Source organism: Micromonospora sp. NPDC050784 (genome assembly GCF_044456765.1).
Lineage (GTDB): Bacteria > Actinomycetota > Actinomycetes > Mycobacteriales > Micromonosporaceae > Micromonospora > Micromonospora foliorum.
The window spans coordinates 245,375-271,694 of sequence record NZ_JBITGG010000001.1 but is presented as its reverse complement, the minus strand read 5'-3'; the positions used below and the strand labels follow the sequence as shown (position 1 = coordinate 271,694).

The window sequence follows — 26,320 nt, the reverse complement described above, 5'->3', positions numbered from 1 at the left end:
TTGGGCTTTTCGCCTTCCTTTTGCAATCTGCCTGCTCATGACCGATTGAATGTCTGGTCTGGGCCGTGCCGTGCCGCATTCCCGGATCTCATTCGTGCGGCGTGGACGGAAATTGTCGTAGCGGTTTCGACATAACGCCGCCGGGTACTGCCGCCCGGGTCCGCAGAGGTGGACGCCTGATCGAAGGCAAGGTTCGCGCTATTCCCCGGTACCCCTTCTTTGGTCACGACCGGGCAGGCGTCCGGACCCTCGGGGAGCGAATGGAGACCTGATGAAGAACGGAACACGAATCGGACTGGCGGTGGGCTTCGGCTATCTGCTGGGCCGACGCCGCAAACTGCGTACCGCGCTCACCCTGGCCGCGGCGGTTGCCGCGGGCCGCGCCAGCCGGGACCCCGGCGGGCTGCTGAAGCGGGGCGGCGCGGTACTTCAGTCGTCCCCCCAACTGAGCAACCTCGGCCGGCTCGGCGTGCCGTTGGTCAACGCCGGCCGGGCGGCCGCGACCGCGGCGGCCGGCAGCGGCGTCGACGCGCTCACCGGCCGCCTTCGCGGCTCCGCTGATGCCCTGCGCCGGCGCTCCGGCGACCGGACCGGCGACGACAAGGGCCGCGACGCGACGAGCGACCAAAACGCGACGAACGACCGGGACACGACGAACGATCGAGACGCGTCGAACGACCGGGACAGCGCGGCGGCCGGGCAGCGGCGGGGGAGGTGACCATGGCGGGGAACACCAACGCGGGCGGCCTCGGCGACAAACTCCGTGGCCAGTTGGCCGACGAGGTGCGCAACCTCGCCGGGGCGATCGGCGATCGTGCGATGAGCGTGGTGACCGAGCGGATCACCGGCGCGACCGGCCGCCTCAGCGAGTACGCGCGCCAGGGCGGCGGTCCCGGCCTGATCGCCGCCGCCACCGGCGCGCAGAAGCTTGCCGAGGGCGGGTCGCCGGTGAAAGCGATGCTGCACGCCGGGGTGGCCGGCGGTAAGGAGAAGGTGATGTCGGCTCTCGGCCGCACTGGCGGCGGTAAGGGCGGCGGCAAGAAGAAGAAGGTCACCAACATCGTCGAGACGATCGAGGTCGGTGTGCCGGTACGGGCCGCGTACAACCAGTGGACGCAGTTTGGCGACTTTCCGAGCTTCATGAAGAAGGTCGAGCAGGCCGAGAACGACTCGGACGAGAAGATGACCTGGAAGGCGCAGGTCTTCTGGTCGCACCGGACGTGGGAGTCGACAATCGTCCGCCAGGTGCCGGACAAGCTCATCCACTGGCGGTCGAAGGGCGAGAAGGGCTCGGTCGACGGCACCGTCAGCTTCCACGAGGTCACCCCGGACCTGACCCGCATCCTGGTGGTGCTGGAATACCACCCGCAGGGGCTCTTCGAGCACACCGGCAACCTGTGGCGCGCCCAGGGCCGGCGGGTGCGGCTGGAGTTGAAGCACTTCGTCCGGCACGTCATGACCGAGGTGGCGCTCGACCCGGACCAGGTCGAGGGTTGGCGCGGCGAGATCCGCGACTCGCAGGTGGTCAAGGACCACGAGACCGGCCTGCGCGAGGAGCGGGAGCAGCGCGAACGGGGGCAGGAGCAGCGCGGTGGGGCGCCGACCGGTCCGGAGGACGACGAGTTCGCCGAGGAAGAACCGCGCCGGCCCGGCGGCCGACTGCGTCAGCGTCCGCAACGGCGACCGGCCGAACCGGAGTACGACGAGGAGTACGAGGCGTACGAGGACGGCTACGACGAGGGGTACGCGGACGAACCCGACGAGGAGCCTCCGCCGCCGCCCCGACGTCGGGCACCGGAGCGGGCCCGCCGGCCCCAGCCCCGCGAGGAGCCGCAGCGACCCCGTCCGCCGGTCCGACGTGGATCCGAGCCGCCGCGCCGGCCCGTGGTGCGCCGCCGCCGCGAGGAGGACGAGTGACGCTCGCCGCCGGCGATGCCGCCGCCGGGGGAACCCTGGAACGCGTGGGCTCCGCCGGCGGGCTCGCCGACGTGGTGGAGACGGTGCTCGACAAGGGCGTGGTCATCGACGCGCAGGTGACGGTCGGGGTCGTCGGCATCCCCCTGGTGGAGATCAACGCCCGGGTGGTGGTGGCGAGCATCGAGACGTACCTGCGGTTCGCCGAGGCGGTCGACCGGCTGGATCTCGACCCGGGCGAAGGGCTGGGTGAAGGGCTTACCGGTCTCGTCGGTGGCGTCACCGGCGCAGTCCGGGACGTGACCGGGTCGGTCCGGGACGTCACCGGCGCGGTCGGTGACGCCGCCGGCAACGTGCGGGACCTCGGGAGGGGCTGAGATGGCGGACGAGACGGGACTCTTCGTCTACGGGCTGGTGCCGGCGGACGTGGAGGTGACGCCCGACGCCGCCGGGGTCGGCGAGCCGCCTGGCGAGGTGACTGTGGTCCGGCACGGCGACCTCGGGGCTCTGGTCAGCGAGGTGCCGTTGGATGCGCCGCTGGGGCGGTCGGCCGACCTTCGGGCGTACCAGGAACTGCTGGACGGGACAGCGGTCGTGGCGCCGGTCCTGCCGGTGCGGTTCGGCACCGTGGTCACCGGCCCGGACGCGGTGCTCGACCTGCTGCGACCGCACCACGACCGGTTCGCCGCCGCGCTCGCCGAGTTGGAGGGCAGGGTGCAGTACGTCGTGCAGGGCCGTTTCGAGGAATCGGCGTTGCTGCGCGCCATCCTCGACGAGAACCCGGCCGCCGCCCGGCTCGCCGAGCAGGTGCGTGGCCGGACCGAGGCGGCCAGCCGGGAGCCCCGGATCCGGCTCGGGGAGCTGATCAGCCAGGCGGTGGAGCTGCGCCGCGAGGCGGAGAACCGACGGCTGCTCGACACGACTGCCGAGTACGTCGTCTCCACGCGGATGCGCCCGCCCGGCCACGAGATGGACGGCGCCCACGTGGCCCTCTTGGTGGACACCGACCAGGAGGACGCCCTGGTCGACGTGCTGGAGGAGTACGCGCGGGACCGCCGGGGCCTGCTGCGGATGCGGTTGCTCGGGCCGCTCGCCCCGTACGACTTCGTCGACGCGCACCAGCTGGCGGGCTGACCGGTGGACCTGCTCTGGGCGCTGCTGACCCTGCCGTACGCGCCGGTGCGCGGCCTGACCGCGGTGGTCGGGGTGGTGGCCCGGGAAGCGGAGGCGCGACAGCGGAACCCGGTGAACATCCGGCGCGAGCTGGAGGCGTTGGACGCGGCGGCGGCGGCCGGTGAGCTCAGCGCCGAGGAACGCGACCGGGCCGAGCAGCGGGTGCTGGACCGGCTCACCGGGGGCATGGGCCAGGCCGGTGAGCGGCCACGTCCGCGCCGGCAGGGCCCGGCCCGCCAGGAGGGAGTACGCCATGACCGACGGCGACCGCGCCCGGCGACGTGATCCGACCGCCGACGGTTACTCCGACGAGGAGTACGTCGAGCCGGTGTCGGCGGCAGAGGCTGCCCGGGCGGGGCTGCGGCAGCTCGTCGAGTTGACCGGTCGCGAGCCGTCGGTGACCACGTCGCTGGAGGCCACCGAGGACGGTTGGCTGGTCGGGGTGGAGGTGGTGGAGGCACGGCGGATCCCCAACTCGATCGACCTGCTCGGCCTGTACGAGGTGGAGCTGGACGTCGAGGGGAACCTGCTCGGCTATCGGCGGGTGCGGCGCTACCAGCGTGGGAAGAGTGAGGTGGACTGAGATGACCGCTGCGCAGCCGCCGTCGGTGGTACAGAACTCCGGCCAGGTCCTGCCCCCCGGCCACGAGCCGGCGAACCTGGGCGACATCCTGGAGCGGGTGCTCGACCGGGGGATCGTGATCGCTGGGGACATCCGGGTCAGCCTGCTCGACATCGAGCTGCTGACGTTGAAGCTGCGACTGGTCATCGCCTCGGTCGACACCGCACGTCAGATCGGCATCGACTGGTGGGAGCACGACCCGTGGCTCAGCTCGCGGGCCCGTCCGCCGGTGGAGTTGGCACCGCGGGAACCGGCGCAGGTCGAGGTGGAGCGGCGGTCCCGGGCGCGACGTCGCGACGCCGAAGTGGAGGAGTGGGATGAGTTCGACGGCTGAGGTGACCACCGAGCGGCCGGCCCCGGCCGCCGGGGCCTGGCTGCACGGCGTGGTTCGGGGCGTCGAGCCGGCGACGTTGGCGGCGATCGTCGGAATGGACGGCGGCGCCGTCCGCGCGGTGTCTGCCGGTGGGCTGATCGCCGTGGTCAGCGCCGCGCCGCTGGACGAGTACGGCGAGGAGTCGCTGCGCCGCAACCTGGAGGACCTGGTCTGGTTGGAGCGGGCGGCTCGGGCGCACCACGCCGTGGTCGAGACGTTGGCCCGCCACGGGCCGGTGGTGCCGGCCCGGCTCGCCACCGTGCACAGCGGCGACGACGGGGTGGCCGCGTCCCTCGCCGCCCGGCGTGCCGAACTGGTCGCCACCCTGGACCGGCTGACCGGGCGCGGCGAGTGGGGCGTGAAGGGTTACCTGGTTCCGGGGGCCGCCAGCGTGAACGCCGAGACGGCGAGCGCCGGCGGGGTGGGGACGGCGTATCTGCGTCGCAGACGCGCGCAGTTGACCGCCCGGGAGGAACACCAGCAGGTGGCGAGCGCCGCCGCGGACGCGGTGCACGCCGCCCTATGCGAGGTTGCCGTGGCGGGCCGCCGGCACGCCCCGCAGGACCGGCGGCTCTCGGGTGCGCCCACGCCGATGGTGCTCAACGGGGCGTACCTGGTCGACGTCTCGGCGTTGTCCCGCTTCACCGACCTGCTCGGATCGTTGGGTGGCCGGCACCCGGGGGTCCGGCTGGAGTTGACCGGCCCGTGGCCGGCGTACTCCTTCGTGGCCGAACGGCCGGATCTCGACCGCGCCGTCGGGGAGTCGCGGTGACCGCCGCCCTCGCGCCGAACAGCGCGGACGATCCGCTGGCCTACCGGCCGGTTGCCCTCGTCGATCTGCTCGACCGGGTGCTCGCCACCGGGGTGGTGATCAGCGGTGACATCACGCTGTCCATCGCCGAGGTCGACCTGGTCCGGATCTCGCTGCGCGCGTTGGTCGCCTCGGTCGGCGCGTTGGCCTCGCCGGAGAACACCGGATGACCGGGCGGGACGAGGCTGGGGAGCTGGTCGCTGCGTTGGGCGGCCAGTCGTGGCGGCCGCCGCGAGTCACCCCGCTGGACCGTCGGATCGAGGTGGACCGGGACTCGGTCGAGCGAGGCCTGGCCAGCCTGGTGCTCACCGTCGTCGAGCTGCTGCGGCAACTGATGGAGCGGCAGGCCCTCCGCCGGGTCGATCTTGGTGACCTCTCCGAGGAGCAGGTCGAGCGCATCGGGGTGACGCTGATGGCACTGGAGGAGCAGATGACGGGGCTGCGCGAGCACTTCGGCCTGGCCCCGGAGGACCTGAACCTGGACCTCGGCCCACTTGGCCCGCTGCTCCCCACCGACTGACCCGTGCCCGCACCGGACAGCCGGCGGCGACCCCGGTGCGGGCCGCCGCCGACCGCCTTGGTCAGGCCGGCAGCCGGACGATGTCGTAGTCGGTGCTCGGCGTCGACTCCACGTCGAACCGACCGTTGACCACGTACAACGCCGAGCCGAGCAGGTCGCCGGTGGCCGGCGAACGCAGCTGCGGGCCGGTGATCTCGCGCTGCACCACGCCGGCGGTGTACCCGGCGTTCATCCGGACCACCGCGACGACGTTGGTCAGGTTCCGGATCACGTAGAGGGTGCGTCCGCGCAGCACCAGCCCGTCGGCCCGCTCCACCGAGTAGCCGCCGAGGTCGACGAGGCGGCTGCCGCCGGTACGCGGGTCGACGCGCACCAACTGGCCGGACAGCATCTGCGCGACCAGCAGATCGCCGTCCGGTAGTGCCACGATCCCGTTGTGGTAGACGTCCGGAGTGGCGGCCGGGCCGCTGAGCTGCAGCACCCGGAAGGCGGTGGGGGCCGGAAGGCGGCCACCCGGGCCCAGGGGCACCACGTACAGCACCTGCCGCGCGGAGTCGGTGAAGTAGACCGCTCGCTCGGTGATCACGAGGTCGTTGACGTAGCTGCCCGGCACATCGGTGAACTGGTAGTGGGCCAGCTTGGTGCCGGTGTCCGCGTCGTACACGCTCGCGCCGCCACCGGAGAAGTCGGCGGTCCAGAGCCGGCCCTGCGGGTCGAGCTTGAGGCCCGCCTTGTCGGTGCCGGGTGTGCCGGGAATCAGCACCGAGCCACGGCCGGTGCGTAAGTCACCCCGCCACACGGCACCGTCCAAAATGGACCCCACGAACACGGTGGTGCCCCGGCCGATCGTCAACCCTTCCGGGGTGAACCCGTTCGGCAGAGCGATCCGGGTGGGGAACGGTTTCGCCGGGTGAGCCGTCGCCGGCCCGCCGATCGAGACCAGGGTCGCCGCCGCCACCAGGGGGACGAGGAGGAGAGAGAGCCGCTTGCGCAAGGAACACCACCTGACGTCGCAGTGGACTATTCCACTGAGGAATGTGACGTCTTAGGAACGTCCTGGGCGCGACAAAAGGTTGTGCGCTTGTGATCACTGGCGGTTCGCGGCGTACGCCGCCAGGCCGGCGACCTGGGCCGGGTCCAGCGACGGGCGTACCCGGGCCCGTGCCGTCGACACGTGCTCGGCGGTGACCGTGGCGGCGGCGAGCGACTCCCGCATCGCGGCCAGGGCCGCCTCGCGGACCAGCGCCGCGCAGTCCGCGGCGGAGAAGCCGGTCAGCTCCTCGCCGAGGGCGGACAGGTCGACGTCCGGTGCCAGCGGCACCTGCCGGGACGCGGCCCGCAGGATCTCCGCGCGGGCGGGTCCGTCCGGCGGCGGCACGTAGACCAGCCGCTCCAGCCGGCCCGGCCGCAGCAGCGCCGGGTCGACCAGGTCCGGCCGGTTCGTCGCGCCGACCACCACCACGTTGCGCAGGGTCTCGATCCCGTCCAGTTCGGTGAGCAGGGCGGCGACCACCCGGTCCGTGGTGCCCCCGTCGGTGGCCTGGCCGCGGACCGGTGCCAGCGCGTCCACCTCGTCCAGGAAGATCAGGGTGGGGGCCGCCTCCCGGGCCCGACGGAACAACTCGCGGACCGCGCGTTCGCTCTCACCGACCCACTTGGAGAGCAGTTCGGCGCCCTTGACCGACAGCACGTTGGCCCGCCCCGACCCGGCCAGCGCGGTGACCAGGTAGGTCTTGCCGCAGCCCGGCGGCCCGTAGAGCAGCACGCCGCGCGGCGGCTGCACGCCGAGCCGGGCGAAGGTGTCCGGGTAGGTCAGCGGCCACAGCACCGACTCGGTCAGCGTCTGCTTGACCTCGTCCAGCCCGCCCACGTCGTCCAGGGTCACCGAGGCCAGGTCCAACGTGGACGCGGCCATCGTGGTCGGCCGGACCACCTCCCGGGCGGCAGTGAAGTCGGCCATCGACACCGTCGGCGTCTCGGCGGACTTCTGTCGCAGCGCGGCGCGTACCCCGGCCTCCCGGACCAGCGCGGCCAGGTCCGCCGCGACGAACCCGGGGGTACGCGCGGCCACGTCGTCCAGCCGGACGTCGTCGGCCAACGGCACCTGTCGGGTCAGCACGGTGAGCTGTTCGCGGCGCAGCGCCTGATCCGGGAGCGGGACGCTGATCCGCAGCGACAGCAGGTCGGGCGCGCGCAGGGCGGGGTCGACCGCCTCCGGTCGGCCGGTGGTGCAGACCACTGCGACGCCGGCGCGGATGCTCTCCGCCAGCACCTGACGGAACACCGTCGCGACCGGGCCGGGATCGTCCGCGGGTGCGAGCGCCTCGACGTCGGTGACCAGCAGTACCGCCGGCCCGCCGGCTCGGGCCGCCGCCGCCGCGCCGCGCAACCGCTCGGCGGCGGCCTGACTCGCCAGCGCGGCCACCTCGGGTGCCCAGAGCGGGTGAACGCGGGCACCGACCCGAGCGGCCACGGCCCGGACCAGCGCCGACTTCCCGGAGCCCGCCGGACCGACGAGCAGCACCCCCAACGAGATGGTGGTGCCGAGCCGGCCCAACACCTCCCGGTGGTGGAAGCCGAGGTCCAGCAGCTCGGTCAGCTCCTCGGCCTGGGCCCGCAGCCCGGGCAGCTCGTCCACGTCAGGTGCGTCCTCACCCGGAACCGCGTCGGCGCTCGTACCCGGCCGGGTCGGCGCGGTGGCGACCGGGACGGGCCCACCATGGGTGGTCGCGCCGTGCTCCCAGGCGACCGATGTGCCCATGGTGACCAGTGCGCCGGCCGACGGCTCGACCGTGACCACGCTGAGCAGAGAGCTGGTCCAGGCGAAGCCGACGGTGTTGGCGAGGCTGCGTCGCGCCGCCTCGACCAGGCTGCGGACCGAGGCGTCCGGCAGCACGTCCTGCGGCAGCAGCGACACGTCATCCCCGGCGGTGAGCACCTTGCCCAGCAGGGCGAGCCGGAGCATCTCCGGGCTGACCGCCGCGACGACCCCCACCGGCCCGGCCAGGACGACCCGGCTCGCCGGCACCAGCGGCACCGGGCTCACCCGCACCTGGCCGCCGTCGCGCAGACCCAGGTTGCCCAAGGTCAGGTCGTCGGCGTACAGCAGGGCGCTGCTCGCGCCCGGCCCGGCCGCCGCGGCGATCCCGGCCGTCTCCCGGCGGCCGGTAAGGCGGACCGGGTCACCGGGGCGCAGCCCCAGCGCGGTCAGCGCCTCCGGGTGCAGGCGCACGATGCCCCGTCGGGCGTCCAGCGCCGCCGGCCGCAGGCTCGCCGTCAGGGTCAGGTCGGGTTGCGCCACTGCCCGACCGTAGCCGCCAGCAGCCGGCCCCGCCGGTCAGCGCCGCGGATCCAGCTCGTCCAACAACGTCGGGTCGCGTCGGATCAGCTCGGCCAACCGGGCCGCCGGGTCCGGGGTCAACCCGTCCGGGCCGGGCGCCCAGGCCGGCACCGTCCGGCCGGAGAGCGGCCAGGTCGGCGGGGGTTCCACCGGGGTCGGCGGGGGCACCGGTCCGACCGTGACGGTCGGCCCGTCCCAGGAGACCCGCATCGGGTACGTCCGCCCGGCGTGCTCCACCCGTACGGTCACCGCCAGCCCGGGGTAGGCCCCGACCACTTGGCGGACCGCCTCGGCCACCTCCTCGACCGGCCCCCATCCGGCCACCTCGCTCGGGGATTCCACCCCCGCGTGCCGGCCCGACCGGGCGTTGCGGGTGTCGCCACCGGGGCCAGGCGGCCTCGACGGTGCGGTGGTGTCGTCACGGTCGGTGGCCCGACGGCGCGACGCCTCCTCACGTCGGGCCAGCCGGGCCAGCGTCTCGTCCAGGTCGCCCCTCATCAGGTCACCTCTTCCCGCCACGGCCCGAGCTGGTCCGCTCAGGCCCTCCTGTCCCGGGTAGCGCGGTCCAGCGCGCGGTCCAGGACGACCAGTAGGGCGTCCCGCACCGAGAGCCGGTCGCGGGCATCGAACTGCACCAGGGGTACATGATCGCCGATGGCCAACGCCCAGCGGATCTCGCCGAGTTCCAGGGCCAGTCGCCCGTCGAAGGCGTTGACCCCGACGACGAACGGCAGCCCGGCCCGCTCGAAGAAGTCGACGGCCGGGAAGCAGTCGTCCAGCCGTGCGCTGTCCACCACCACCAACGCGCCGAGCGCTCCCCGGGCCAGGTCGTCCCACATGAAGCCGAACCGGGTCTGCCCCGGCGTGCCGAACAGGTAGAGCTTCAGGCTGCGGTCGATCGTCACGCAGCCGAAATCCATCGCCACCGTGGTGGTGGTCTTGGTGGACCGGGCACCCGGGTCGTCCACGCCGATCCCCGCGGTGGTCATCTCGGCCTCGGTGGTCAGGGGCGCGATCTCGGAGATCGCACCCACTGTGGTGGTCTTGCCCACCCCGAACCCGCCGGCCACCAGGATCTTGACCGGGATCGGCGGTGCGGCCGGCTTACCGGCCGGAGGTGGCACCGAACCCGTCTCGGACGAGGGCCGGTACGGCGGCGGCGCGGACACCGGTGGGCCGGCCCGCCCGACTATCGGCCCGGTGCCCGGGGACATGCCGTAACGGGCGGCGGCGCTGTTCGCGGCGACCCCGCCGAGCGGGGCGACCGGCCATTCAGGAGATCGCACGGAGTCCATCAATCACTCGCAGGATGAGATCGGGGTCGACAGCGTCGTCGGTGTCGGTGACGTGCACGTCCAGGTGCCCGGCGGCGCGTAGGTCGCCGACCAGGACCCGGGTCACGCCGAAGTGCAGTCGGGCGCGGGCCGAGATCTCGGCCACCGAGATCGGCTCCGCGCAGAGCGCGATGATCGTCTGAAGTTCCGGTGCCAGCAGGGCACCGGGCGGGCCGGCCCACCAGCCGCTGTCCATGCGGGCGGTCACCTGGGTCTCCAGCCCGATCGCCGGGTCGACGCCCGCCACCCGCCCGGAGGTGAGTACGAACGGACGGGGACCGGCCGGCTGGCCCCCGTCCGGCTCCGGCAGGGCCGGTGTCGCCGCCGCGCCGTCCCCGGTCGGGGGTTGCGTACGCAGGTACGGGCGGATCCGGACCCTCGGTTCCGGATCCGGATCCTCGCCGGCGACGTCGGGGGTCACTGCTGAACGGCGTTCTTCAACTCGACGATCAGTCGCGGGGTCAGGGCGCCACCGGCCCGCCCGGCGAAGAGCGTCATCTCGTACGCGACGGTGCCCAGGTTCGCCGAACGGTCGGCGACCACTCCGAGCACGGAACCGCTGCTGATGGCGCTGATCAGCAGGTAGCCGTCGGCCATGTCGACGATCACCCGGTTCAGGCCGCCGAGGGCGTACCAACTGGCGGCCCCACCGGCGAGGCTGGTCATCCCGGACACGACGGCGGCCAACCGCTCCGCGTTGGACCGATCCTTGATCGCCGACATGGCCATCAGCAGACCGTCCGAGGAGACCGCGATCGCCTCCAGGACCCCGGCGGTGCTGGAGGTGAAGGAGTCCAACAGCCAGTTGAACGTACGGGCCTCCGGGCTGAGGTCCCCATTGGCGCTGGGCTGGCTCTGGTCGACATTGTCGTGCAGGAAGGGGCTGGTCACCGTGATGATCCTTCTTCGTTCCGGTGGGCGGGGCTGACTTCGCGGAGAGCGCGGGCGACGCCCTCTTCGAACTCGTTGATGAGGTCGCGGACCTCGGCCGGGTCACCGAGGTGGGTGCTGGGCGGTTGGCAGGCCGGGATGGCGGTGAGGTTCGCTCCCGGCACCCGTCGGCTCAACCGGGGCCGGTCCGCTGCGGCATCGGTCGAGTCGCCGCCACGCGGAACCGTGGGGCCGGCGCCGCCCGGGGTGCTGGGCAGGTCGACGGTCGCGTCCCGGTCCACCACGGCCGCACCGGCGCTGGCCGACGGGTGGCCGGCCGTCCGCGCCGACGCGGCGTCGAGACTCGGTGTCACGTGCAGCTCGGCGCGGCGTACCCCGGCCTGGAAGGCCTCGACCAGCGCGCGGGCGGCGGCGGGGTCCGCGCCGGTGGCGTCCACCGGCCGGGTCGTCGCGGCGGTGGCGTGCAGAGTGGCCCCGGGCACCCGCTGCCGCACCCGTGGCCCGGTCGGCTTGCCCGCCGGTTCCGGGCTCGGGGGTTCGGGAACGGTCTGCTCCGGCTGGCCCCGACCGAACGCGTTCCACGATGGGCCGGTGTCCAGGCTGCGGGTGGCCCGGCTCAGCAGGTCCGAGTCGAAGCGGGTCGGTACGGCGACGGCCACCGCGCTGGGCCGCGTGTCGTGCTCGGGGTCGAGCATCGCCGTCGTACGCCGGTCCCGGTCCGGCACCGTGGCGCGGGCCACGGCGGCCCCGGCCCGGTCGGCGCGGCGCAGCACCAGCGACGCCGACGGGATCTCCAGCTGTGCGGTCACCCCACCGCCGCCGGTGGCGGCCAGGGCAACCTGCCAGCCGTGCCGACGGGCCAGCCGGCCCACCACGAAGAGACCGAGCACCTCGGTCGGGGCCAGGTCGAGCCGTTCCCGGCGGGTGAACCGGGCGTTCTCCTCAGCCAGCCGTTGCTCGCTCATGCCGATGCCGTGGTCCACCACGGTGAGCCGCGCGCCCAGGCCGGACGTCTCGGCGGCCACCAGCACCCGGGTGTGCGGTGGGGAGAAGACGGTGGCGTTCTCCATCAGCTCGGCCAACGCCAGGACGAGATCACCGACCACCGCCGGCGCGGCCGAGACGCCCCCCGGCACCTGCACCTCCACCCGGGTGTAGTCCTCGATCTCACCGAGCGCCAACCGGACCACGTCGGCCAGCGGCACCGGCGCGGTGTGCGCGTCGGCCCCGGCCGAGCCGGAGAGCACCACGAGGCTGCCGGCGTTGCGTCGCAACCGGCTGGAGATGTGGTCGAGTCGGTACAGGTGCTCCAGGCGGCCGGGGTCGGCCTCCTGCTGCTCCAGCCGGTCGATCAGCGCGATCTGCCGACCCACCAGGTTCTGGGTACGCCGCCCGACGTGGCCGAACATCTGCGCCACGTTGCGTCGGCCGGCGACCTGCCGCTCGACCAGCTGCGCCGCGGTGTTCTGCACCCGGTCGAAGGCCCGCGCCAGGTCGCCGATCTCGTCCTTGGCGCGGATGTCCACCGGCTCCAGCCGGACCGCTTGAGGTCTTTCCGCCTCGTCGTCGGTGACCCGGACCAGCTCCGCCTCGGCGACCCGGGCGACCCGGTCGGCCGAGCGGGTGAGTCGGGTCAGGGGTCGGGCCACCGTCCGCGCCACCGCCACGCTGAGCAGCACCACCAGCGTCAGGATCAACGCCGTCACGGCACCGACCAGGTACGCGGCGGTCAGCGCTCGCCGCTGCTCGGCCGTCACCTCGGCGAGCACGTCGGCGACCAGCTTCTTCTCGACGAACTGACCGAGCCGGATCATCGTGCGGACGGCCGGGAAGAGCGCCTCGATCGTCACGTCGCGGACCGCGGCGGCCGGATCGCGGGCGCTTCTGATCAGGAAGTCGGGCTTGGTACGAGCGGCCACGGCGGCGTCGTTGAGCTGGGCCACCGTGAGTTGCTCGGGTGTGATCAGGCTGCGGAAGCGCGAGTTGTCGACCATGAGCGCGGCGATGCACCCCACGTACCCGGCGGTGGTGTCCGGGGTGCCGATCGCCTTGACCAGGAGGCTCAGGGTGGCGCAGGCGCCCAGGCCCTCGTCGGCGCGGAGCAGCCCGTCGAGGGCGAGCACCTGCCGGCCCGCCAACGTGTCGGTGTCCACCCCGACCACCAGCCGCAGCGACTCGATGATCCCCTTGTTGACCGGGCCGAACGCGTCCATCACCTGACCCGGGTTGGCGGCCCTGGCCAGGACGGCCGTGCGCAGGTCGATGAGGCTGGACACGCCGTCGAGGGCGTGGTCGACCTGGTCGGTCAGCGCGTCGCTCCGCGCCGCCCGGAGGTCGGCCACCCGATCGTCCACGTCGGCGGACTTGCGAACCAGTTCACTGCGTTCGACCTGGCCGAGCAGGAAGCCGACGGAGAGGACCCGTTCCTGCTGGAGGTCCTGGACCAGGCTGCCGACCCGGCTGGCGAGCCGGACCCGTTCGGCGGTGTCGCCGGCCCGCTGTGCCGCGGCGACCCGGTCGAGCAGCACCGGCACGGCCAGGCCGACCATGCTGAGCAGCGGGATCACCACGAGCAGCGCGAGCTTGCCGCGGATCCGGAGCCTACCGAGCAGCATCGAATGCCCCCCACTGCGCGATCTCGGGGTCACGGGCCGCACCGGCCGGTTGCAGCGCGCGCGGCTCGTCGGTCGGCGGTTGCCAGGGGTCGCGGTGCGGTGGGGTGTCGGGGCTGTCCGCGTGGGTCGCGGCGAGGGCGGCCCGACGTCGGGCCCGGCGACCGGCGGCGACCAGCAACGCGGCGAGCCAGCTCAGCAACAGAACGGCGGTGACCCCCGCTCCGGCGGTCAGCCAGCGGTCCCGGTTGAGCCGGTCGATGCGCTCGACCAGCAGCGCGTCCAACTCGGCGAGGATGACCGGCTGAAGTTGGCGGGCCGAGCGGTGCGAGTTGAGCGCGGCGGCACTCAACTGGCTCGGGTTGACCACGCCGGTGTCCTTGCCCGGCACCGAGAACGCGGCAAGCGCCTCCACCGACCGCTGGTAGGTGTCCAGTGGGGTCAGCACGTTGGCACCGAGGTCGGTGCTCTCCGAACCGTCCACGGCCGAGCGCAGGTTGTCGACGAGGTCGGCGGCGGGCGCCAGGGCGGTCACCCGCAGCCCGGTCAGCTCCATCAGGCCGCGCGGTTGCTCGGCGGCCGGCCGGCGGGAGACCAGCGTGCCCAGGTCGGCGAGCCGGCCGGCGGCCACCACCGCCTCGGGCAGTTCCTGGCCGGCGCTGTCCTGGAGGAAGAACGAGTCGGCCTCGGGGTCGCGGACCAGCCCGGAACTCTCCCGGACCTTCCGGTGCAGGGCCAACAGCAGGTCGGAGACCTCGCCGTACGCGGTGTAGGCGGCCTCCGGGTCGGCCGCCCCCCGGCCGCGCAGCGCCTCCAACTTGGCCCGAACGCCGGCCCAACGTTCCTGGCTGAGCAGCTCTCCGCCGATGCGGGCATCCACCGCGGCGGCCTGCTCGACCGCCCCGTTCAATGCCTCCCGTGCGACGGGGCGACCGTTGATCGCGTTGGACTGGGCCTCCACGAGGGCGTCGGTGACCGCCGCCAGAGCGGTGAGGTACTGCACGCCGAGCCGTTCCCGGACGGCAAGGTCCCGGTCGTCGGTGGTCTGCCGCCAACTCGACGTGACGAGCAGGCCCAACGGCGCCAGCAGTGCTCCGATGAGCAGCAGGGGCAGCAGTCGGCCCAGCGTGGACGGCCGTCGACGGGCCCGCGGCGCGGGGACTGTCATGTGTGTCTCCTCCGGCGTGGGGCGCTGATCGGCGCGGCGTCGGGCTAGCCGACAGGTCCCGTCCACCGGACCGGAAAACTAATCGAACCCCCGACTGGTCAGACCTCACTGAGCGAGTCAGGTTCGCGTCACTTCGAGCCATGTCACCATTTGTCCGCGTTACCGGCACGCTCTGTGTCAGCTGTGGGTGTGACATGGAGGGATCGAGGTGGATATCCGCGGAAGATCGGAATTCACGGGATCCGAACTCAACTCGCTGTGCCGCGTCGGACGTTGCGCGCTCGCACCCCCACCGCGCACCGATCGGGGCAACCGGACGGACGTACGGCGGATCTCAGCCAACGCTCAGGCTGCGGGCCGTACCGTGTGCCGCATGACATCGCCGTCGCCGGCCGCGTGGTTCCGGCGTGCCCTGCCCACCCGCCGCCGCGCGACCGCCGCAGCGGTGGTCGTCGTGCTGTTGGCCGCCGCCGTGACCTGGGCGGTGTGGCCACAGGGGCCGGGCGTACGCACCGAGAGCGCGATGCTCACCGTCCGCTCCGGACCGTCCGGCGACCAGCCGGTGAACCTGGACACCACTCTCTACCTGCCGGACGACGCCTCGTCCGGTCGGAAGGTGCCGGCGGTGCTGTTGGCGCACGGGTTCGGCGGCACGAAGGAGTCGGTGCGCTCCGACGCGGAGGAGTTCGCCGGTCGCGGCTACGCGGTGCTCACCTGGACCGCGCGGGGTTTCGGCCGCAGCGGCGGGGAGATCCACCTGGACAACCCGGACTACGAGGTACGCGACGCTGAGCGGCTGCTGGACTGGCTGGCCGCTCGGCCGGAGGTGCGCACCGACGCTGCCGGCGACCCGAAGGTCGGTGTGGTCGGGGGCTCGTACGGCGGTGGATTGGCGTTGCTGCTGGCCGCCCAGGACCGCCGGGTCGACGCGATCGTGCCCATGATCACTTGGAATGACCTGTCCCGCGCGTTCCTGCCGGAGAGCACCGGCGGAGCGCCGACCGAGGGCGTGTTCAAGAAGGGCTGGGCCGGCCTCTTCTTCGGCGGCGGCGGCAACGTGGGCTCCGGCCCGGCCGGGCTCTCCGGCGGGACCGCCGCACAGCCGCAGGGCGCACCGGCGTCGGCCGGACCGCCCAGCCCCGGGCCGGGCGCCGGCCCCGGCAGCGGTCCCGGTGGCGCCCCGGCCGGTGCCGCCGACCCGTCCTGCGGTCGGTTCGCCGCCGACGTGTGCGCCGCGTACCTGCGGATCGCCACCACCGGCCGCGCCGACCAGGCCGCCGTGGACCTGCTGCGCCGCTCCAGCCCGGCGGGTGCGCTGGACCGGATCAAGGCCCCCACCCTGCTGGTGCAGGGCGAGGCGGACACGCTCTTCCCGCTCGGTGAGGCGGACGCGAACGCGCGCGGCATCGCCGCCACCGGCACCCCGGTACGGGTCGCCTGGTTCACCGGCGGGCACGACGGTGGCAGTGGACCCCGCTCCGACGAGGACCGGGTGAAGTTCCTGACCGTCCAGTGGCTCGACCACTACGTCAAGGGCGAGGGCGACGCGCCCGGCGACGACTTCACCTGGTCCCGGATCGCCGGCTTCGACGCGCTCGACCGGGGTCTCGTCGCCACCGGTTTCCGCCGCGCCGACTACCCAGGTCTGGCCGGCAACGCCCGCCGGGAGGTGACGGTCACCGGTCCGGCGCAGCCGATCGCGAACCCGCCGAACGGCAACCCGGCCGCCATCTCCTCGATCCCGTTCGCGGGCGGGCTCACCTCACTGCTGGACGGGGTGGCCGGCGACGTACCCGGCCAGCACGCCCGGTTCGAGTCGACCCCGCTGACCGAGGCGGTCGACGTGGCCGGTGCGCCCACCGTCACCCTGCGGGCCGCCTCGCCGACCGGCGAGGCGGTGCTCTTCGTCAAGCTCTACGACGTCGACCCGGACGGCGCGGCCACCCTGCCGAACGGCCTGGTCGCCCCGATCCGGCTCACCGGCCTACCGCAGCAGGTGCAGGACGCCCGCCCGGTCACCGTGACGCTGCCCGGGATCGTCCGCCGGGTGGAGGCCGGGCACCGGCTGCGACTGGTGGTGGCCACCTCCGACCAGGCGTACACCACGCCCGCCGAGCCGACCGTCTACACGGTGGCCGCGGACGGCGCGGTCAGCCTGCCCACGGTCAGCGGTGAGCCGATCCCCACCGCGGCGACGATCTGGCGCTGGGTGCTCGCCGGCCTGCTCGCCGCCATCGTGATCGGGCTCGTCGTGGTCGTCGCCCTGGTCCGCCGCCGGCACCGCCGCCAGGACCGGTCGGTGCATCCGGAGTACGCGGACACCCCGCTGGCCGTGCGCGCACTGCGCAAGGAGTACGCGGACGGCTTCGTCGCGGTGTCGAACGTGGACTTCGAGGTGCACCCCGGTCAGGTCGTGGGTCTGCTCGGGCCGAACGGCGCCGGCAAGACCACCACCCTGCGGGTGCTGATGGGGTTGACCCAGCCGACCGCCGGGGAGATCTACGTCTTCGGTCGTCGGCTGGTGCCCGGCTCGCCGGTGCTGTCCCGGATCGGGGCGCTGGTGGAGGGGCCGGGCTTCCTGCCGCACCTGTCGGGTCTGGACAACCTGAAGGCGTACTGGCGGGCCACCGGGCGGCCGTGGGAGGACGCCCAGTTCGACGCGGCGCTGGAGATCGCCGGGCTGGGTGACTCCGTGCACCGGAGGATCAAGAACTACAGCCACGGAATGCGCCAGCGTCTCGCCATCGCCCAGGCCATGCTCGGCCTTCCCGAACTGCTGGTGTTGGACGAGCCGACCGACGGGCTCGACCCGCCGCAGATCGCCGAGATGCGCCGGGTGCTCCAGCGGTACGCCACGGACGGCCGGGCGGTGCTGGTCTCCAGTCACCTGCTGGCCGAGGTGGAGCAGACGTGCACGCACGCGGTGGTGGTGAACAAGGGCCGGATCGTGGCGTCCGGGCCGGTGGAGGAGATCGTGGGGGAGTCGCCGAGCGTGCTCTTCGACGTCACCGATCCGGTGGCGGCGCGGGCGGTGCTGGATCGGCTGCACGGGGTCCGCGTGTTGCCGGAGAGCGACGGCCAACTGGTGGTCGACACCAACGGCACGGCCCGCAGCGAGGTGGTGGCGGAGTTGGTGCGCGCCGGCATCGGGGTTGACCGGGTGGTGCCTCGGCGGCGTCTGGAGGACGCGTTCCTCGCCCTGGTGGGCGAGAACTCTCGGGGAAGCGGTGACCGGTGATGGTTGTTTCTGACGCGGGTGAGGCCCGTGGCTACCGGCCGTCGGCCACCATGCCCTTCGTGGCGGAGTTCCGTCGGCAGGCGTCCCGCCGGCGGACCCAGTTGGCGCTCGGGTTCATGGTGCTGCTGCCGCTGATCATCCTGATCGCGTTCCAGTTCAACTCCGGTGGCGACGACGACAACGGCAACAACGAGTTCGCCAGCCTGGTCGACCTGGCCACCTCCGGCGGGCTCAACTTCACCCTGTTCTCGATCTTCGTGTCGGCGTCGTTCCTGCTGGTGGTGGTCGTCGCGCTGTTCTGCGGCGACACGGTGGCCAGCGAGGCGAGCTGGGGCAGCCTGCGCTATCTGCTGGCGATCCCGGTACCCCGGGCGCGGCTGCTGACGGTGAAGCTGGTGGTCGCGCTCGCGTACTCGGGACTGGCCCTGCTGCTGTTGGCCGGCACCGCGTTGCTGGCCGGGACCCTGCGCTACGGCTGGTCGCCGCTGCGCAGCACGGTCGCCGCCGAGCTGGAACCCACCGAAGGGCTGCTCCGGTTGCTGGCCGTGCTGGGCTACCTGGCTGTCGTACTGCTGGTGGTGGCCGGCCTGGCGTTCCTGCTGTCGGTGACCACGGACGCCGCGCTGGGCGCGGTGGGTGGCGCTGTGCTGCTCTGGATCCTGTCCAGCATCCTGGACCAGATCACCGCGCTGGGCGCGCTGCGCGACTTCCTGCCCACCCACTTCAGCACCGCCTGGCTGGGGTTGCTGTCGACTCCGGTGCAGACCGACGACGTGGTGCGCGGCTGCATCTCGGCGATCAGCTACGCGACGCTGTTCTGGGGGTTGGCGTTCTGGCGCTTCACCCGCAAGGACATCACGTCGTAGCGGGTCGGCTCACAGCCGGCTGTCGGGTGGGCTCACCGACGACGGCACCGCGCTCGGCGCCGGCGGCGGGGCCGGCTGGCTCGGCACCGGCGTGGACGGGTCGGCCTTCTTCCAGGCGCTGACGCCGATCCGGCCGGTGTTGCCGAGGTCGATCGGCCCGTCCGGGTCCACCTCTTCGGCCGGCTGCCCGGCGGCGGGCGCCACCGTCAGGAACTCGCCGTTGGTGGCCACCACGGTCGAGTCGGTGACCAGGTTGCGCCAGAGCACCACGGCGGTGGCCCGCTCCCCGGCGGCGAGGGTGACCTGCCGGGGTGGCTGGTCGAAACCCGAGGTGATCTCCTTGGCGCCGTTGACCACCCGCAGCATGATCGGCTCGCGCGCTTCGTCGAACACGTGCAGCACCGGGTACCCGTTGAGCTGGTAGGGGTGCTGGCCGCAGTTGACCAACTCCAGGCCGAGGGCGCGCAGGCCCATTGCGGCGTCCCCGCCGGTCGACCGGATCCGGACGCCGGTCGCCGGGCACTCGGCCAGCGGGTCGACGCTTCCCGACGGACTTGCGGCGGTGGTGGGCGCGGTGAGTGGTCGCGGGCCGTCAGGGCCGCCCTGGCCGCGATGGTCGCCAGGTATACACGCGCCGAGAGTGAGAGCCGCCATGAACGCCGTGACCGTCGCGGACGCCGTGCTGACCCGTCGCCGCGCTGCCGTCCCGCGAGAGATCATCAGTAGATCCTCGCCCACGAAGAACCCACACCGTCACCCCGCCCCCGCCGATCTTGCAGGTTCAGTCGCCGATTCGCGCGGAATGCCCGCTGTCTCACGACGACAAGTGCAAGATCGCCAAGAAGGGGCAGCCCACCTCGTCGATCATGGAGTTGTGGTGCCTGGCCTGGTCCCGGGTGGGCGTTTTGTCACCCACCACAACTCCTTGATCGACGGAGTGGTGTGTGGGCTGGTGGTGGGGGCCGTTCGGGTCGGGCGTTGCTGGGGACTCGACGGGGCGGCTTCGGCGGCGTGCCGGCCGAGGTGCCCATTGGGCGGCGGCTCTTTGCTGATGTCGTAGACGATTCAGCTCCAAAGCGAGCGCCTGGAGCAGGTCGCACCCGCCGCCGTGTGGGCCGTGGCCGGGCGGGCGGGGTCAGGCCGGCGGGCGCTGGGTGAGAACGGCGTCCAGTAGGCCGGGGTAGAGCTTGTCCAGTTCGTCCCGGCGGAGCCGGACCAGTCGGCTGGTGCCGGCGGCCCGGGTGCGGGTCAGGCCCGCCTCGCGCAGCACCCTGAGGTGGTGGCTCCGGGTTGCCTTGGAAACGCCGAAGTCGAAGCTGCCGCAGGCGGCCTCGCCGCCCTCGGCGAGCGCCCGGACGATCTGTAGCCGCACGTCGTCGGCGAGTGCGGCCAACACGTTGGTGACCGGTACGGCGGTCAGGTCGGGTTCGTGCGGCTCCATGTGACCAGTGTAACCCTTGTTCGACAATCATCGAACAACACCCTATGGTCGGTGTCGTTGGTTCGACGATACTCGAACATTGGAGTTGCCGATGCGATCCCGCGCCACCGCGTACCCACTGGTCGCCGTGCTCGGCTGGGGAGTGATGTTCCCGATCCTGGCCAGCGCGCTCGACCGGGTCGACCCGCTCAACCTGACCACCGCGCGCTACCTGCTGGCCGCCGTCGTCCTGGTCGCCATCCTGCTGCTCCGCGAGGGTGCCGGCGCGTTGCGGCACGGTGGGCGGGCGCTGGAGGTGGTGGTGCTCGGAGTGGTCGGCTTCGCGGGCTTCAACCTGCTCACCAACCTGGCGCTCGAACACGCCGCCCCGCAGCAGATCTCACTCTTCGTGGCCACCACTCCGGTGATCACCCAGCTCGTCCGCTGGGCTCGCGACGGCGTACGCCCGAAGCCGCTCCTGCTGGCCCTCTCCCTGGTGGCGCTCCTCGGCGTCGGCCTGGTGATCACGCGCGGGAGCCTGGCCGGGCTCGGCCAGTTCGGCCTCGGCGGGCTGATGATGATCGGCGCGGTGCTGGGCTGGGGCATCTACACCCACGGCGCCAGCCGGTTCGGCGAGTGGTCGCCGCTGCGCTTCACCACCCTGACCGCGCTCGCCGGCACGGCCGCCATGCTCGCCCTGAGCATCGGCGCCGACGCCGTCGGCTGGCAGCACGCGCCGGCCGCCGCCGACCTCGTGGCGGTCGCCCCGCAGTTGGCGTACGCCGTGTTCGTGGGCGCCGTGATCGCGGTGCTGGCCTGGAACACCGGGGTGCAGCGACTCGGTGCCGCCAACGCCGCGCTGTTCATGAACCTGGTCCCGGTGACCACCTTCGCGGTGCAGATCGCCCGCGGCTACCGCCCGGAGCCCGTCGAGTTGGTCGGGGCCGCCATCACGATCGCCGCCCTGATCGCCGCGAACCTCGCCGCCCGCCCCCGACCCCGGGCCACCTCGCTGCCCCGGCCGACCGCGGTCACGGATCCGATCGCGGTGACCGACCCGGTGGCCGTGAGCGCGCGCTGACCCGTCGACCCGAACGACGGCGGCAGGGACAGCCCAGGTGGTGCATCCGTGGCAGGATGAACCGCCAGGACCAGCCGTTTCCATCGATCGCTGGGTGTCTGGTGAGGGGGCCGTCGTGACGTCGCTCGAAACCGAGGCCATGCGCAAGGCCGGCCAGGCGATCAGCGCCGACGCGAAATCGTTCGCCGACACGGTGCTGCCCAGGATCGCCTCGCTGACACTGCCCCGGGATGCCTTTCCGATGTTCGCCTGGAACCTGCCTGACGACTACGAGCGTGTCCGGCAGGGCGTGGACGACGTCGCCGCGGCGCTGCAGAAGACGATGGACTCGATCGGCACCGCACTGACCACCATCGCCACCCACTACGAGGAGCAGGAGCGGGTGCGGGGCGAGAACTTCACATACCAGGATTGAACGGAGCCGCGATGTCCGACTCCTCGCTCTACTCCGACCGACTCGACGGCGACACCACCGAAAACCTGTGGGTGCTGGTCGGCATCCTCGGCACCGCGCTCGCCGCGGCCGTCTGGCCCACCGGCGGCGGCCCGGCGGTGGTGGCCAGCCTCACCGCACTCGTCGAGATCAACATCCGCACGCCGGACCCGTGGGACAAGGGTTCCGAGGCGTGGAACGACATGAGCGACGTGTTCGAGCAGTGCAAGGCGGGGCTGACCCGGGCGCGAGGTGACGTCGACACCTACTGGGCCGATCAGGGCGCCGAGGCGTTCAAGGCGTTCCTGGAAACGCGCATCGAGCCCGCACTCGACGCGATCGCGCAGGCGGCGAGCAACGTACGGAACATGTGCGACGACATGTGGTGGGGGCTGACGACGAACCTGGTCAGCTACGTCAGCGTCACGGGCGCGGCGCTGGTGGCGGCCGGTGTGGCCTACGCTTCCGGCCCCTACACGCCGGCCGTGCAGTGGGCGATCGTCGGAGCGTGGGCGGCGTTCGCCATCACGACGCTCACCGCGGTGCTGACCTTCGTGCAGCAGGTGTGGACGGCCGGGCGTGACGTCGGCGACGCCTTCAGCGTTCTGGAGAACATGTTCACAAGCGACAGTGACCGGATCGACACCACGAGCCTGCAACTGCCCGAGCAGGTCCGGGTTCGCATTGCCGAGCCGAAGGGGTGGGTGAAGGAGTGAGCGACGTACCAGGGTTCGAGCACGCGGCGCGCGAGGCGGAACGCGCGGCCCTGACCGGCGGGTCCCTGCGAGCGATGACCGATCAGCTCAACGGGGTCCTCGCCCGGGTCACCGAGGCGCAGGAGGCCGTCTACGAGGGCACGGACGACTCGGGCACCGTGGTGGTCAGGGCCACCGGGGCCGGCCGGGTCGAAGACGTCTACCTCAGCCCGCAGGCGGTCCGCGACCTCGACGCGCAGGCCCTCGGGGCAGCGTGCGTGACCGCCGTGGGTGACGCGAGGATGCGCGCCGCCCAGGCCCTGACCGCGACGATCGCCGAGGTCTCCGGGCAGCCCGCTCCGGTCGACGTTCCCGCGCCAACGCCACGGCCGTACGACCCGGCGTCGGCCGCCGAGGCACTGCGTACCGCCGCCCGGAGGGCTGGATGAACCCCGATGCCCTGTCGGCGATCCGTCGTGACATCGCCGCCGCGATGGAGTCGGCGGCGGATTTCGTCGAGCGGCCGACGGGCGACCACTATCAGGGTGCGGCCGGCGACGGCGCGGTGATCGCAACCGTCGGGATCGGCGGTCAGCTGCTCGACGTACGGATCACGTCGCAGGCTCGGCGTTCCGTCGACAACCTCACCCTCGGCGAGCACGTACGCGATGCGATTCGAGCCGCCGAGGCCGAAGCCGAGCAGGCCCGCAACGCCCTGCTCGGGTCGCTGACCATCGGCGGCCGCTCGGTCGCCGAGATCCTGGCCGACCCGGGCGCCGCGATGCCCGGCACCGTTCGACCGAGGCGGCAGCTATGACCCCCGCGCAGCGCGCCGTGGTCGTCATGGTGTCCGTGGTGGTCGCGCTTCTCGTCGTGTCGGGTGCGGTCTGGCTGCTCGCCGGCGGTGACCGGCCCACGGGTGGCGCCATCGCGACCGCGGGCTGGGTTCTCGTGGCCCTGCTGGCCGTCTTCGGGGCCGTCGCGGTCTACCTCGGGCGTCGACGCCGGCGCTGACCAGCAGCGCACGCCACCCGCCGGGATACCGGCGGTTCGCTCACACCGTGGGATCTGCGGTAGCAGCGGCCGACAGCGTTGTCCTAGACTCGACGGCACAACTGAATACCTCATCCAGAGGGGCTGAGGGATACGGCCCGACGACGCCCCGGCAACCACCCCGCGCGCTCACCGCTGAGCGACCCGCGGGGCAGGTGCCAATTCCGTCCCCGCCGCACCGTGCGATGCGGGGAAAGATGAGAGGACTCTCGACATGACGTCGACGCTCGTCACCTCCGGCATTGACACCTCTGCCAGCCCCGCCCGCGCCCTGGTCTGCCGTGCCTGTTCGGCCCGCTACCCGCTCGCCGCCCAGCACGCCTGTTACGAGTGTTTCGGCCCGCTGGAAGTCGACTACGACACCGCCGCACTGGCCACCGTCACCCGCGAGCAGATCGAGGCCGGCCCGAACAACATCTGGCGGTACGCCGCACTGCTCCCCGCCGGTCAGGATCCGGCCACCCGGGTCACGCTCGACCCGGGGCTGACCCCACTGGTGGCGGCCCCGCTCCTCGCCGCCGAGTTGGGCATCACCGCGCCGCTCTGGGTCAAGGACGACAGCGCCAACCCCACCCACTCGTTCAAGGACCGGGTCGTCTCGGTGGCGCTCACCGCCGCCAAGGCGCTCGGCTTCACCCGGTTCGCCTGCGCGTCGACCGGCAACCTGGCCAACTCGGTGGCCGCCCACGCCGCTCGCGCCGGGGTGCCCTCGGTGGTCTTCATCCCCAGCGACCTGGAGCAGGGCAAGGTCATCACCACCGCCGTGTACGGCGGCGAGCTGGTCGCCATCGACGGCTCGTACGACGATGTCAACCGGCTCTGCGGCGAACTGGTGGAGACCGACGAATTCGAGGACACCGCGTTCGTCAACGTGAACGTCCGGCCGTACTACGCGGAGGGCTCCAAGACCCTCGGCTACGAGGTGGCCGAGCAGCTCGGCTGGCGGATCCCCGCGCAGGTGGTCATCCCGATGGCCAGCGGCGAGCTGCTCACCAAGATTGACAAGGCGTTCTCCGAGCTGGTGGAGATCGGCCTGGTCGAGGCACCGGCCGGCGGCTGGAAGGTCTTCGGCGCGCAGTCCGCCGGCTGCAACCCGATCGCCGTCGCCCTGCACGCCGAGACCGACACGATCATCCCGGTCAAGCCCACCGGCATCGCCAAGTCACTCAACATCGGCGACCCGGCGGCCGGCCTCTACGCCCTGGAGGCGGTCCGCCGCACCGGCGGCTGGATGGAGTACGTCGACGACGACGAGATCCGTGCGGGCATCCGCGACCTGGCCCGGACCACCGGGGTCTTCGCGGAGACCGCGGGTGGGGTGACCGTGGCCGTGCTGCGCAAGCTGGCCGAGTCCGGTCGGCTCGACCCGACGGTCGAGACCGTCGTTTTCAACACCGGCGAGGGTCTGAAGACGATCGACGCGGTGGCCGGTCAGGTCGGGCCGACCCACCACATCAAGCCTTCGCTGCGCGCCGCCCGCGACGCCGGCCTCCTCGGCTGACCCCGAGGGCCGAGTGGATCAGTCGGTAACTGGGTTTTCGCTGTGAGTGTGGAAAACCCGCCGCTACGGACTTGACGGCAGGAACCGGACGGCGCAAGATGCTCCGTGCGGGAGGGCATTTCGCCGAAGACTTTTGAAGTTCTTGCGACCCAACGCCGGAGGCGTTGTGCGAGTGCCCCTCCCGACCACGTTCGATCGGGCCAGCGATTAATTCGCTGGCCCGATCGCTTTTCCGAGGTGCACGCTCACCGGCATGAGCATCACCATCGCGTCGTTCGACGGCGCCGACCGTACTTCCGTCGACGAGGCGTACCGGATCGGGGTGGCGGTCAACGACGCGGATCTGCCGGACCTACCGCCCTTCTGCCGGCGCCGCTTCGACGCGCTGTTCCACACGCCGTTGCCCGGCACCCGGACGCTCTGGGCGCTGGCCCGACTGGACGGCGTCCCGGCCGGCTTCCTGCAACTGGACCTGCCGCAGCTCGACAACACCGACAACGCCACCGTCGAGCTGAAGGTGCGCCCGGAGCTGCGGCGCCGGGGCGTCGGTCGGGCACTGCACGAGTACGGCGTACGGCTGCTGCGCGAGCACGGACGCAAGCGGGTCGTCGGGCTGACCGTCTCCGCGTTGCCCGACGGGCCGCCCCGGAGCGTGGCGGGCGACGCGTTCGCCGCGTCGACCGGCGCCCAGGCCGTGTTGGTCGAGGTGCGTCGCCGGCTGGAGATCGCCGAGATCGACCGGGTCGCGCTCCGCGCGGCACTCGCCGAGGCCCAGCCCCGGGCCGCGGGGTACCGATCGGTGTGCTGGCAGGGCGCCACCCCGCAGGAGTATCTGACGGACATCGCCTACCTCGACGGCCGGCTGATGATGGACGCGCCCCTTGGTGACATGCAGTGGGAGCCGGAGCAGGTGGACGCCGAGCGCATCCGCGGCACCGATCGGGCCCTGGAGGCCAAGGGCCGCCGGCGGTACCACCTCGGGATGCGGCACGAGGCGTCCGGCCGGCTGGTCGCCTGGACACTGCTGGAGGTGGGCGCCTCCGCCGACTGGCACGCGTTCCAGCAGATCACCATCGTCGACCCCGCACACCGTGGGCACCGGCTCGGCCTCATCGCCAAGGCGGAGAACCTGCACCACCTGCTCACCCACGAGCCGGCGGTGGGGAGCATCGACACCATCAACGCCGCCAGCAACAGCTACATGGTGGCGATCAACGAACAGCTGGGCTTCCGCCCGGTGGACTCCTGGACCGACTGGCAGCTCACCCTCTGAGG

At 72.5% G+C, this 26,320-nt stretch carries 28 protein-coding genes, 2 pseudogenes and 1 riboswitch; of the genes and pseudogenes, 20 read left to right on the top strand and 10 right to left on the bottom strand.

The window, feature by feature from the left end; all coding sequences use genetic code 11:
* Window positions 1-271 precede the first annotated feature (271 nt).
* From ACIBD9_RS01290 to ACIBD9_RS01245, 10 genes and pseudogenes are all read left to right on the top strand, one after another.
* Window positions 272-718, top strand: coding sequence for a hypothetical protein (locus ACIBD9_RS01290; protein WP_396713447.1), 447 nt, complete (start codon window positions 272-274; stop codon window positions 716-718).
* 2 nt (window positions 719-720) lie between these two features.
* A complete protein-coding gene (locus ACIBD9_RS01285) occupies window positions 721-1,917 on the top strand; it encodes an SRPBCC family protein (protein WP_396713445.1) in 1,197 nt (398 codons plus the stop codon).
* 35 nt (window positions 1,918-1,952) lie between these two features.
* Window positions 1,953-2,129, top strand: a pseudogene (gene gvpJ / locus ACIBD9_RS01280) (gas vesicle protein GvpJ); the annotation flags it as partial.
* Window positions 2,130-2,292: 163 nt separating this feature from the next.
* A complete protein-coding gene (locus ACIBD9_RS01275) occupies window positions 2,293-3,048 on the top strand; it encodes a GvpL/GvpF family gas vesicle protein (protein WP_396713443.1) in 756 nt (251 codons plus the stop codon).
* 3 nt (window positions 3,049-3,051) lie between these two features.
* Window positions 3,052-3,372 (top strand): gas vesicle protein GvpG, encoded by a 321-nt coding sequence (locus ACIBD9_RS01270; protein WP_396713441.1) that lies wholly within the window; start codon window positions 3,052-3,054, stop codon window positions 3,370-3,372.
* On the top strand, window positions 3,341-3,670 hold the full coding sequence (locus ACIBD9_RS01265) for a gas vesicle protein (protein ID WP_387176963.1): 330 nt from the start codon (window positions 3,341-3,343) through the stop codon (window positions 3,668-3,670). The genes ACIBD9_RS01270 and ACIBD9_RS01265 overlap by 32 nt, the downstream gene beginning before the upstream one ends.
* A gap of 1 nt (window position 3,671) precedes the next feature.
* Window positions 3,672-3,872 (top strand): annotated as a pseudogene (gene gvpJ / locus ACIBD9_RS01260) (gas vesicle protein GvpJ); the annotation flags it as partial.
* Window positions 3,873-4,026: 154 nt separating this feature from the next.
* The gene (locus tag ACIBD9_RS01255) at window positions 4,027-4,854 is read left to right on the top strand and encodes a GvpL/GvpF family gas vesicle protein (protein ID WP_396713438.1); all 828 of its coding nucleotides are present in this window, start codon (window positions 4,027-4,029) and stop codon (window positions 4,852-4,854) included.
* Window positions 4,851-5,063 carry a gas vesicle protein gene (locus ACIBD9_RS01250; RefSeq protein WP_238658293.1) on the top strand — a complete coding sequence of 71 codons (213 nt, stop codon included), beginning with the start codon at window positions 4,851-4,853 and terminating at the stop codon, window positions 5,061-5,063. The genes ACIBD9_RS01255 and ACIBD9_RS01250 overlap by 4 nt, the downstream gene beginning before the upstream one ends.
* Window positions 5,060-5,413 (top strand): gas vesicle protein K, encoded by a 354-nt coding sequence (locus tag ACIBD9_RS01245; RefSeq protein ID WP_396713436.1) that lies wholly within the window; start codon window positions 5,060-5,062, stop codon window positions 5,411-5,413. Before ACIBD9_RS01250 ends, ACIBD9_RS01245 begins: the two co-directional genes overlap by 4 nt.
* 61 nt (window positions 5,414-5,474) lie before the next feature.
* Here the strand turns inward: ACIBD9_RS01245 and ACIBD9_RS01240 are convergent, their stop codons facing one another.
* The 8 genes from ACIBD9_RS01240 to ACIBD9_RS01205 all read right to left on the bottom strand — a co-directional run bounded on the left by ACIBD9_RS01240 (window position 5,475) and on the right by ACIBD9_RS01205 (window position 14,758).
* Complete coding sequence (locus ACIBD9_RS01240; protein ID WP_396713434.1) at window positions 5,475-6,407, bottom strand: SMP-30/gluconolactonase/LRE family protein; 933 nt, start codon at window positions 6,405-6,407, stop codon at window positions 5,475-5,477.
* A 93-nt stretch (window positions 6,408-6,500) separates the two neighbouring features.
* On the bottom strand, window positions 6,501-8,714 hold the full coding sequence (locus ACIBD9_RS01235) for an AAA family ATPase (RefSeq protein WP_396713432.1): 2,214 nt from the start codon (window positions 8,712-8,714) through the stop codon (window positions 6,501-6,503).
* Window positions 8,715-8,750: 36 nt separating this feature from the next.
* Window positions 8,751-9,251, bottom strand: a complete 501-nt coding sequence (locus ACIBD9_RS01230) for a hypothetical protein (protein WP_396713430.1) — start codon at window positions 9,249-9,251, stop codon at window positions 8,751-8,753.
* Between the two features lie 38 nt (window positions 9,252-9,289).
* Window positions 9,290-10,048, bottom strand: coding sequence for a GTP-binding protein (locus ACIBD9_RS01225; RefSeq protein ID WP_396713428.1), 759 nt, complete (start codon window positions 10,046-10,048; stop codon window positions 9,290-9,292).
* The gene (locus ACIBD9_RS01220) at window positions 10,026-10,508 is read right to left on the bottom strand and encodes a DUF742 domain-containing protein (RefSeq protein ID WP_396713426.1); all 483 of its coding nucleotides are present in this window, start codon (window positions 10,506-10,508) and stop codon (window positions 10,026-10,028) included. Before ACIBD9_RS01220 ends, ACIBD9_RS01225 begins: the two co-directional genes overlap by 23 nt.
* Window positions 10,505-10,978, bottom strand: coding sequence for a roadblock/LC7 domain-containing protein (locus ACIBD9_RS01215; RefSeq protein ID WP_091402960.1), 474 nt, complete (start codon window positions 10,976-10,978; stop codon window positions 10,505-10,507). Before ACIBD9_RS01215 ends, ACIBD9_RS01220 begins: the two co-directional genes overlap by 4 nt.
* On the bottom strand, window positions 10,975-13,593 hold the full coding sequence (locus ACIBD9_RS01210; RefSeq protein ID WP_396713424.1) for a nitrate- and nitrite sensing domain-containing protein: 2,619 nt from the start codon (window positions 13,591-13,593) through the stop codon (window positions 10,975-10,977). Before ACIBD9_RS01210 ends, ACIBD9_RS01215 begins: the two co-directional genes overlap by 4 nt.
* Entirely contained in the window at window positions 13,580-14,758 is a 1,179-nt protein-coding gene (locus ACIBD9_RS01205; protein ID WP_396713422.1) for a hypothetical protein, read from the bottom strand. Before ACIBD9_RS01205 ends, ACIBD9_RS01210 begins: the two co-directional genes overlap by 14 nt.
* A gap of 373 nt (window positions 14,759-15,131) precedes the next feature.
* On the opposite strand from ACIBD9_RS01205, the gene ACIBD9_RS01200 reads away from it, so the two are divergent.
* Together ACIBD9_RS01200 and ACIBD9_RS01195 are read left to right on the top strand one after the other, a co-directional pair.
* A complete protein-coding gene (locus tag ACIBD9_RS01200; RefSeq protein ID WP_396713420.1) occupies window positions 15,132-17,996 on the top strand; it encodes an alpha/beta fold hydrolase in 2,865 nt (954 codons plus the stop codon).
* Entirely contained in the window at window positions 17,996-18,862 is an 867-nt protein-coding gene (locus ACIBD9_RS01195) for an ABC transporter permease (RefSeq protein ID WP_396713418.1), read from the top strand. The genes ACIBD9_RS01200 and ACIBD9_RS01195 overlap by 1 nt, the downstream gene beginning before the upstream one ends.
* Before the next feature lie 9 nt (window positions 18,863-18,871).
* Here the strand turns inward: ACIBD9_RS01195 and ACIBD9_RS01190 are convergent, their stop codons facing one another.
* Both ACIBD9_RS01190 and ACIBD9_RS01185 read right to left on the bottom strand, forming a co-directional pair.
* Complete coding sequence (locus ACIBD9_RS01190) at window positions 18,872-19,516, bottom strand: DUF4232 domain-containing protein (RefSeq protein ID WP_396713817.1); 645 nt, start codon at window positions 19,514-19,516, stop codon at window positions 18,872-18,874.
* A gap of 481 nt (window positions 19,517-19,997) precedes the next feature.
* Window positions 19,998-20,303 (bottom strand): helix-turn-helix transcriptional regulator, encoded by a 306-nt coding sequence (locus tag ACIBD9_RS01185; protein WP_238660352.1) that lies wholly within the window; start codon window positions 20,301-20,303, stop codon window positions 19,998-20,000.
* Window positions 20,304-20,394: 91 nt separating this feature from the next.
* Between ACIBD9_RS01185 and ACIBD9_RS01180 the strand changes: the two genes are divergently transcribed.
* From ACIBD9_RS01180 to ACIBD9_RS01145, 8 genes are all read left to right on the top strand, one after another.
* Window positions 20,395-21,363 carry a DMT family transporter gene (locus tag ACIBD9_RS01180; protein ID WP_396713416.1) on the top strand — a complete coding sequence of 323 codons (969 nt, stop codon included), beginning with the start codon at window positions 20,395-20,397 and terminating at the stop codon, window positions 21,361-21,363.
* Window positions 21,364-21,400: 37 nt separating this feature from the next.
* Complete coding sequence (locus ACIBD9_RS01175) at window positions 21,401-21,778, top strand: hypothetical protein (protein WP_396713414.1); 378 nt, start codon at window positions 21,401-21,403, stop codon at window positions 21,776-21,778.
* An 11-nt stretch (window positions 21,779-21,789) separates the two neighbouring features.
* Window positions 21,790-22,512 carry a hypothetical protein gene (locus tag ACIBD9_RS01170; RefSeq protein ID WP_396713412.1) on the top strand — a complete coding sequence of 241 codons (723 nt, stop codon included), beginning with the start codon at window positions 21,790-21,792 and terminating at the stop codon, window positions 22,510-22,512.
* Window positions 22,509-22,940, top strand: coding sequence for a YbaB/EbfC family nucleoid-associated protein (locus ACIBD9_RS01165; protein ID WP_396713410.1), 432 nt, complete (start codon window positions 22,509-22,511; stop codon window positions 22,938-22,940). Before ACIBD9_RS01170 ends, ACIBD9_RS01165 begins: the two co-directional genes overlap by 4 nt.
* Complete coding sequence (locus ACIBD9_RS01160) at window positions 22,937-23,308, top strand: YbaB/EbfC family nucleoid-associated protein (protein ID WP_396713408.1); 372 nt, start codon at window positions 22,937-22,939, stop codon at window positions 23,306-23,308. The genes ACIBD9_RS01165 and ACIBD9_RS01160 overlap by 4 nt, the downstream gene beginning before the upstream one ends.
* Window positions 23,305-23,505 (top strand): hypothetical protein, encoded by a 201-nt coding sequence (locus tag ACIBD9_RS01155; RefSeq protein ID WP_387176982.1) that lies wholly within the window; start codon window positions 23,305-23,307, stop codon window positions 23,503-23,505. Before ACIBD9_RS01160 ends, ACIBD9_RS01155 begins: the two co-directional genes overlap by 4 nt.
* 107 nt (window positions 23,506-23,612) lie before the next feature.
* Window positions 23,613-23,748, top strand: a riboswitch (SAM riboswitch).
* Window positions 23,749-23,758: 10 nt separating this feature from the next.
* Window positions 23,759-25,045, top strand: coding sequence for a threonine synthase (thrC, locus tag ACIBD9_RS01150; RefSeq protein WP_396713406.1), 1,287 nt, complete (start codon window positions 23,759-23,761; stop codon window positions 25,043-25,045).
* 253 nt (window positions 25,046-25,298) lie between these two features.
* A complete protein-coding gene (locus ACIBD9_RS01145; protein WP_396713404.1) occupies window positions 25,299-26,318 on the top strand; it encodes a GNAT family N-acetyltransferase in 1,020 nt (339 codons plus the stop codon).
* Window positions 26,319-26,320 lie beyond the last annotated feature (2 nt).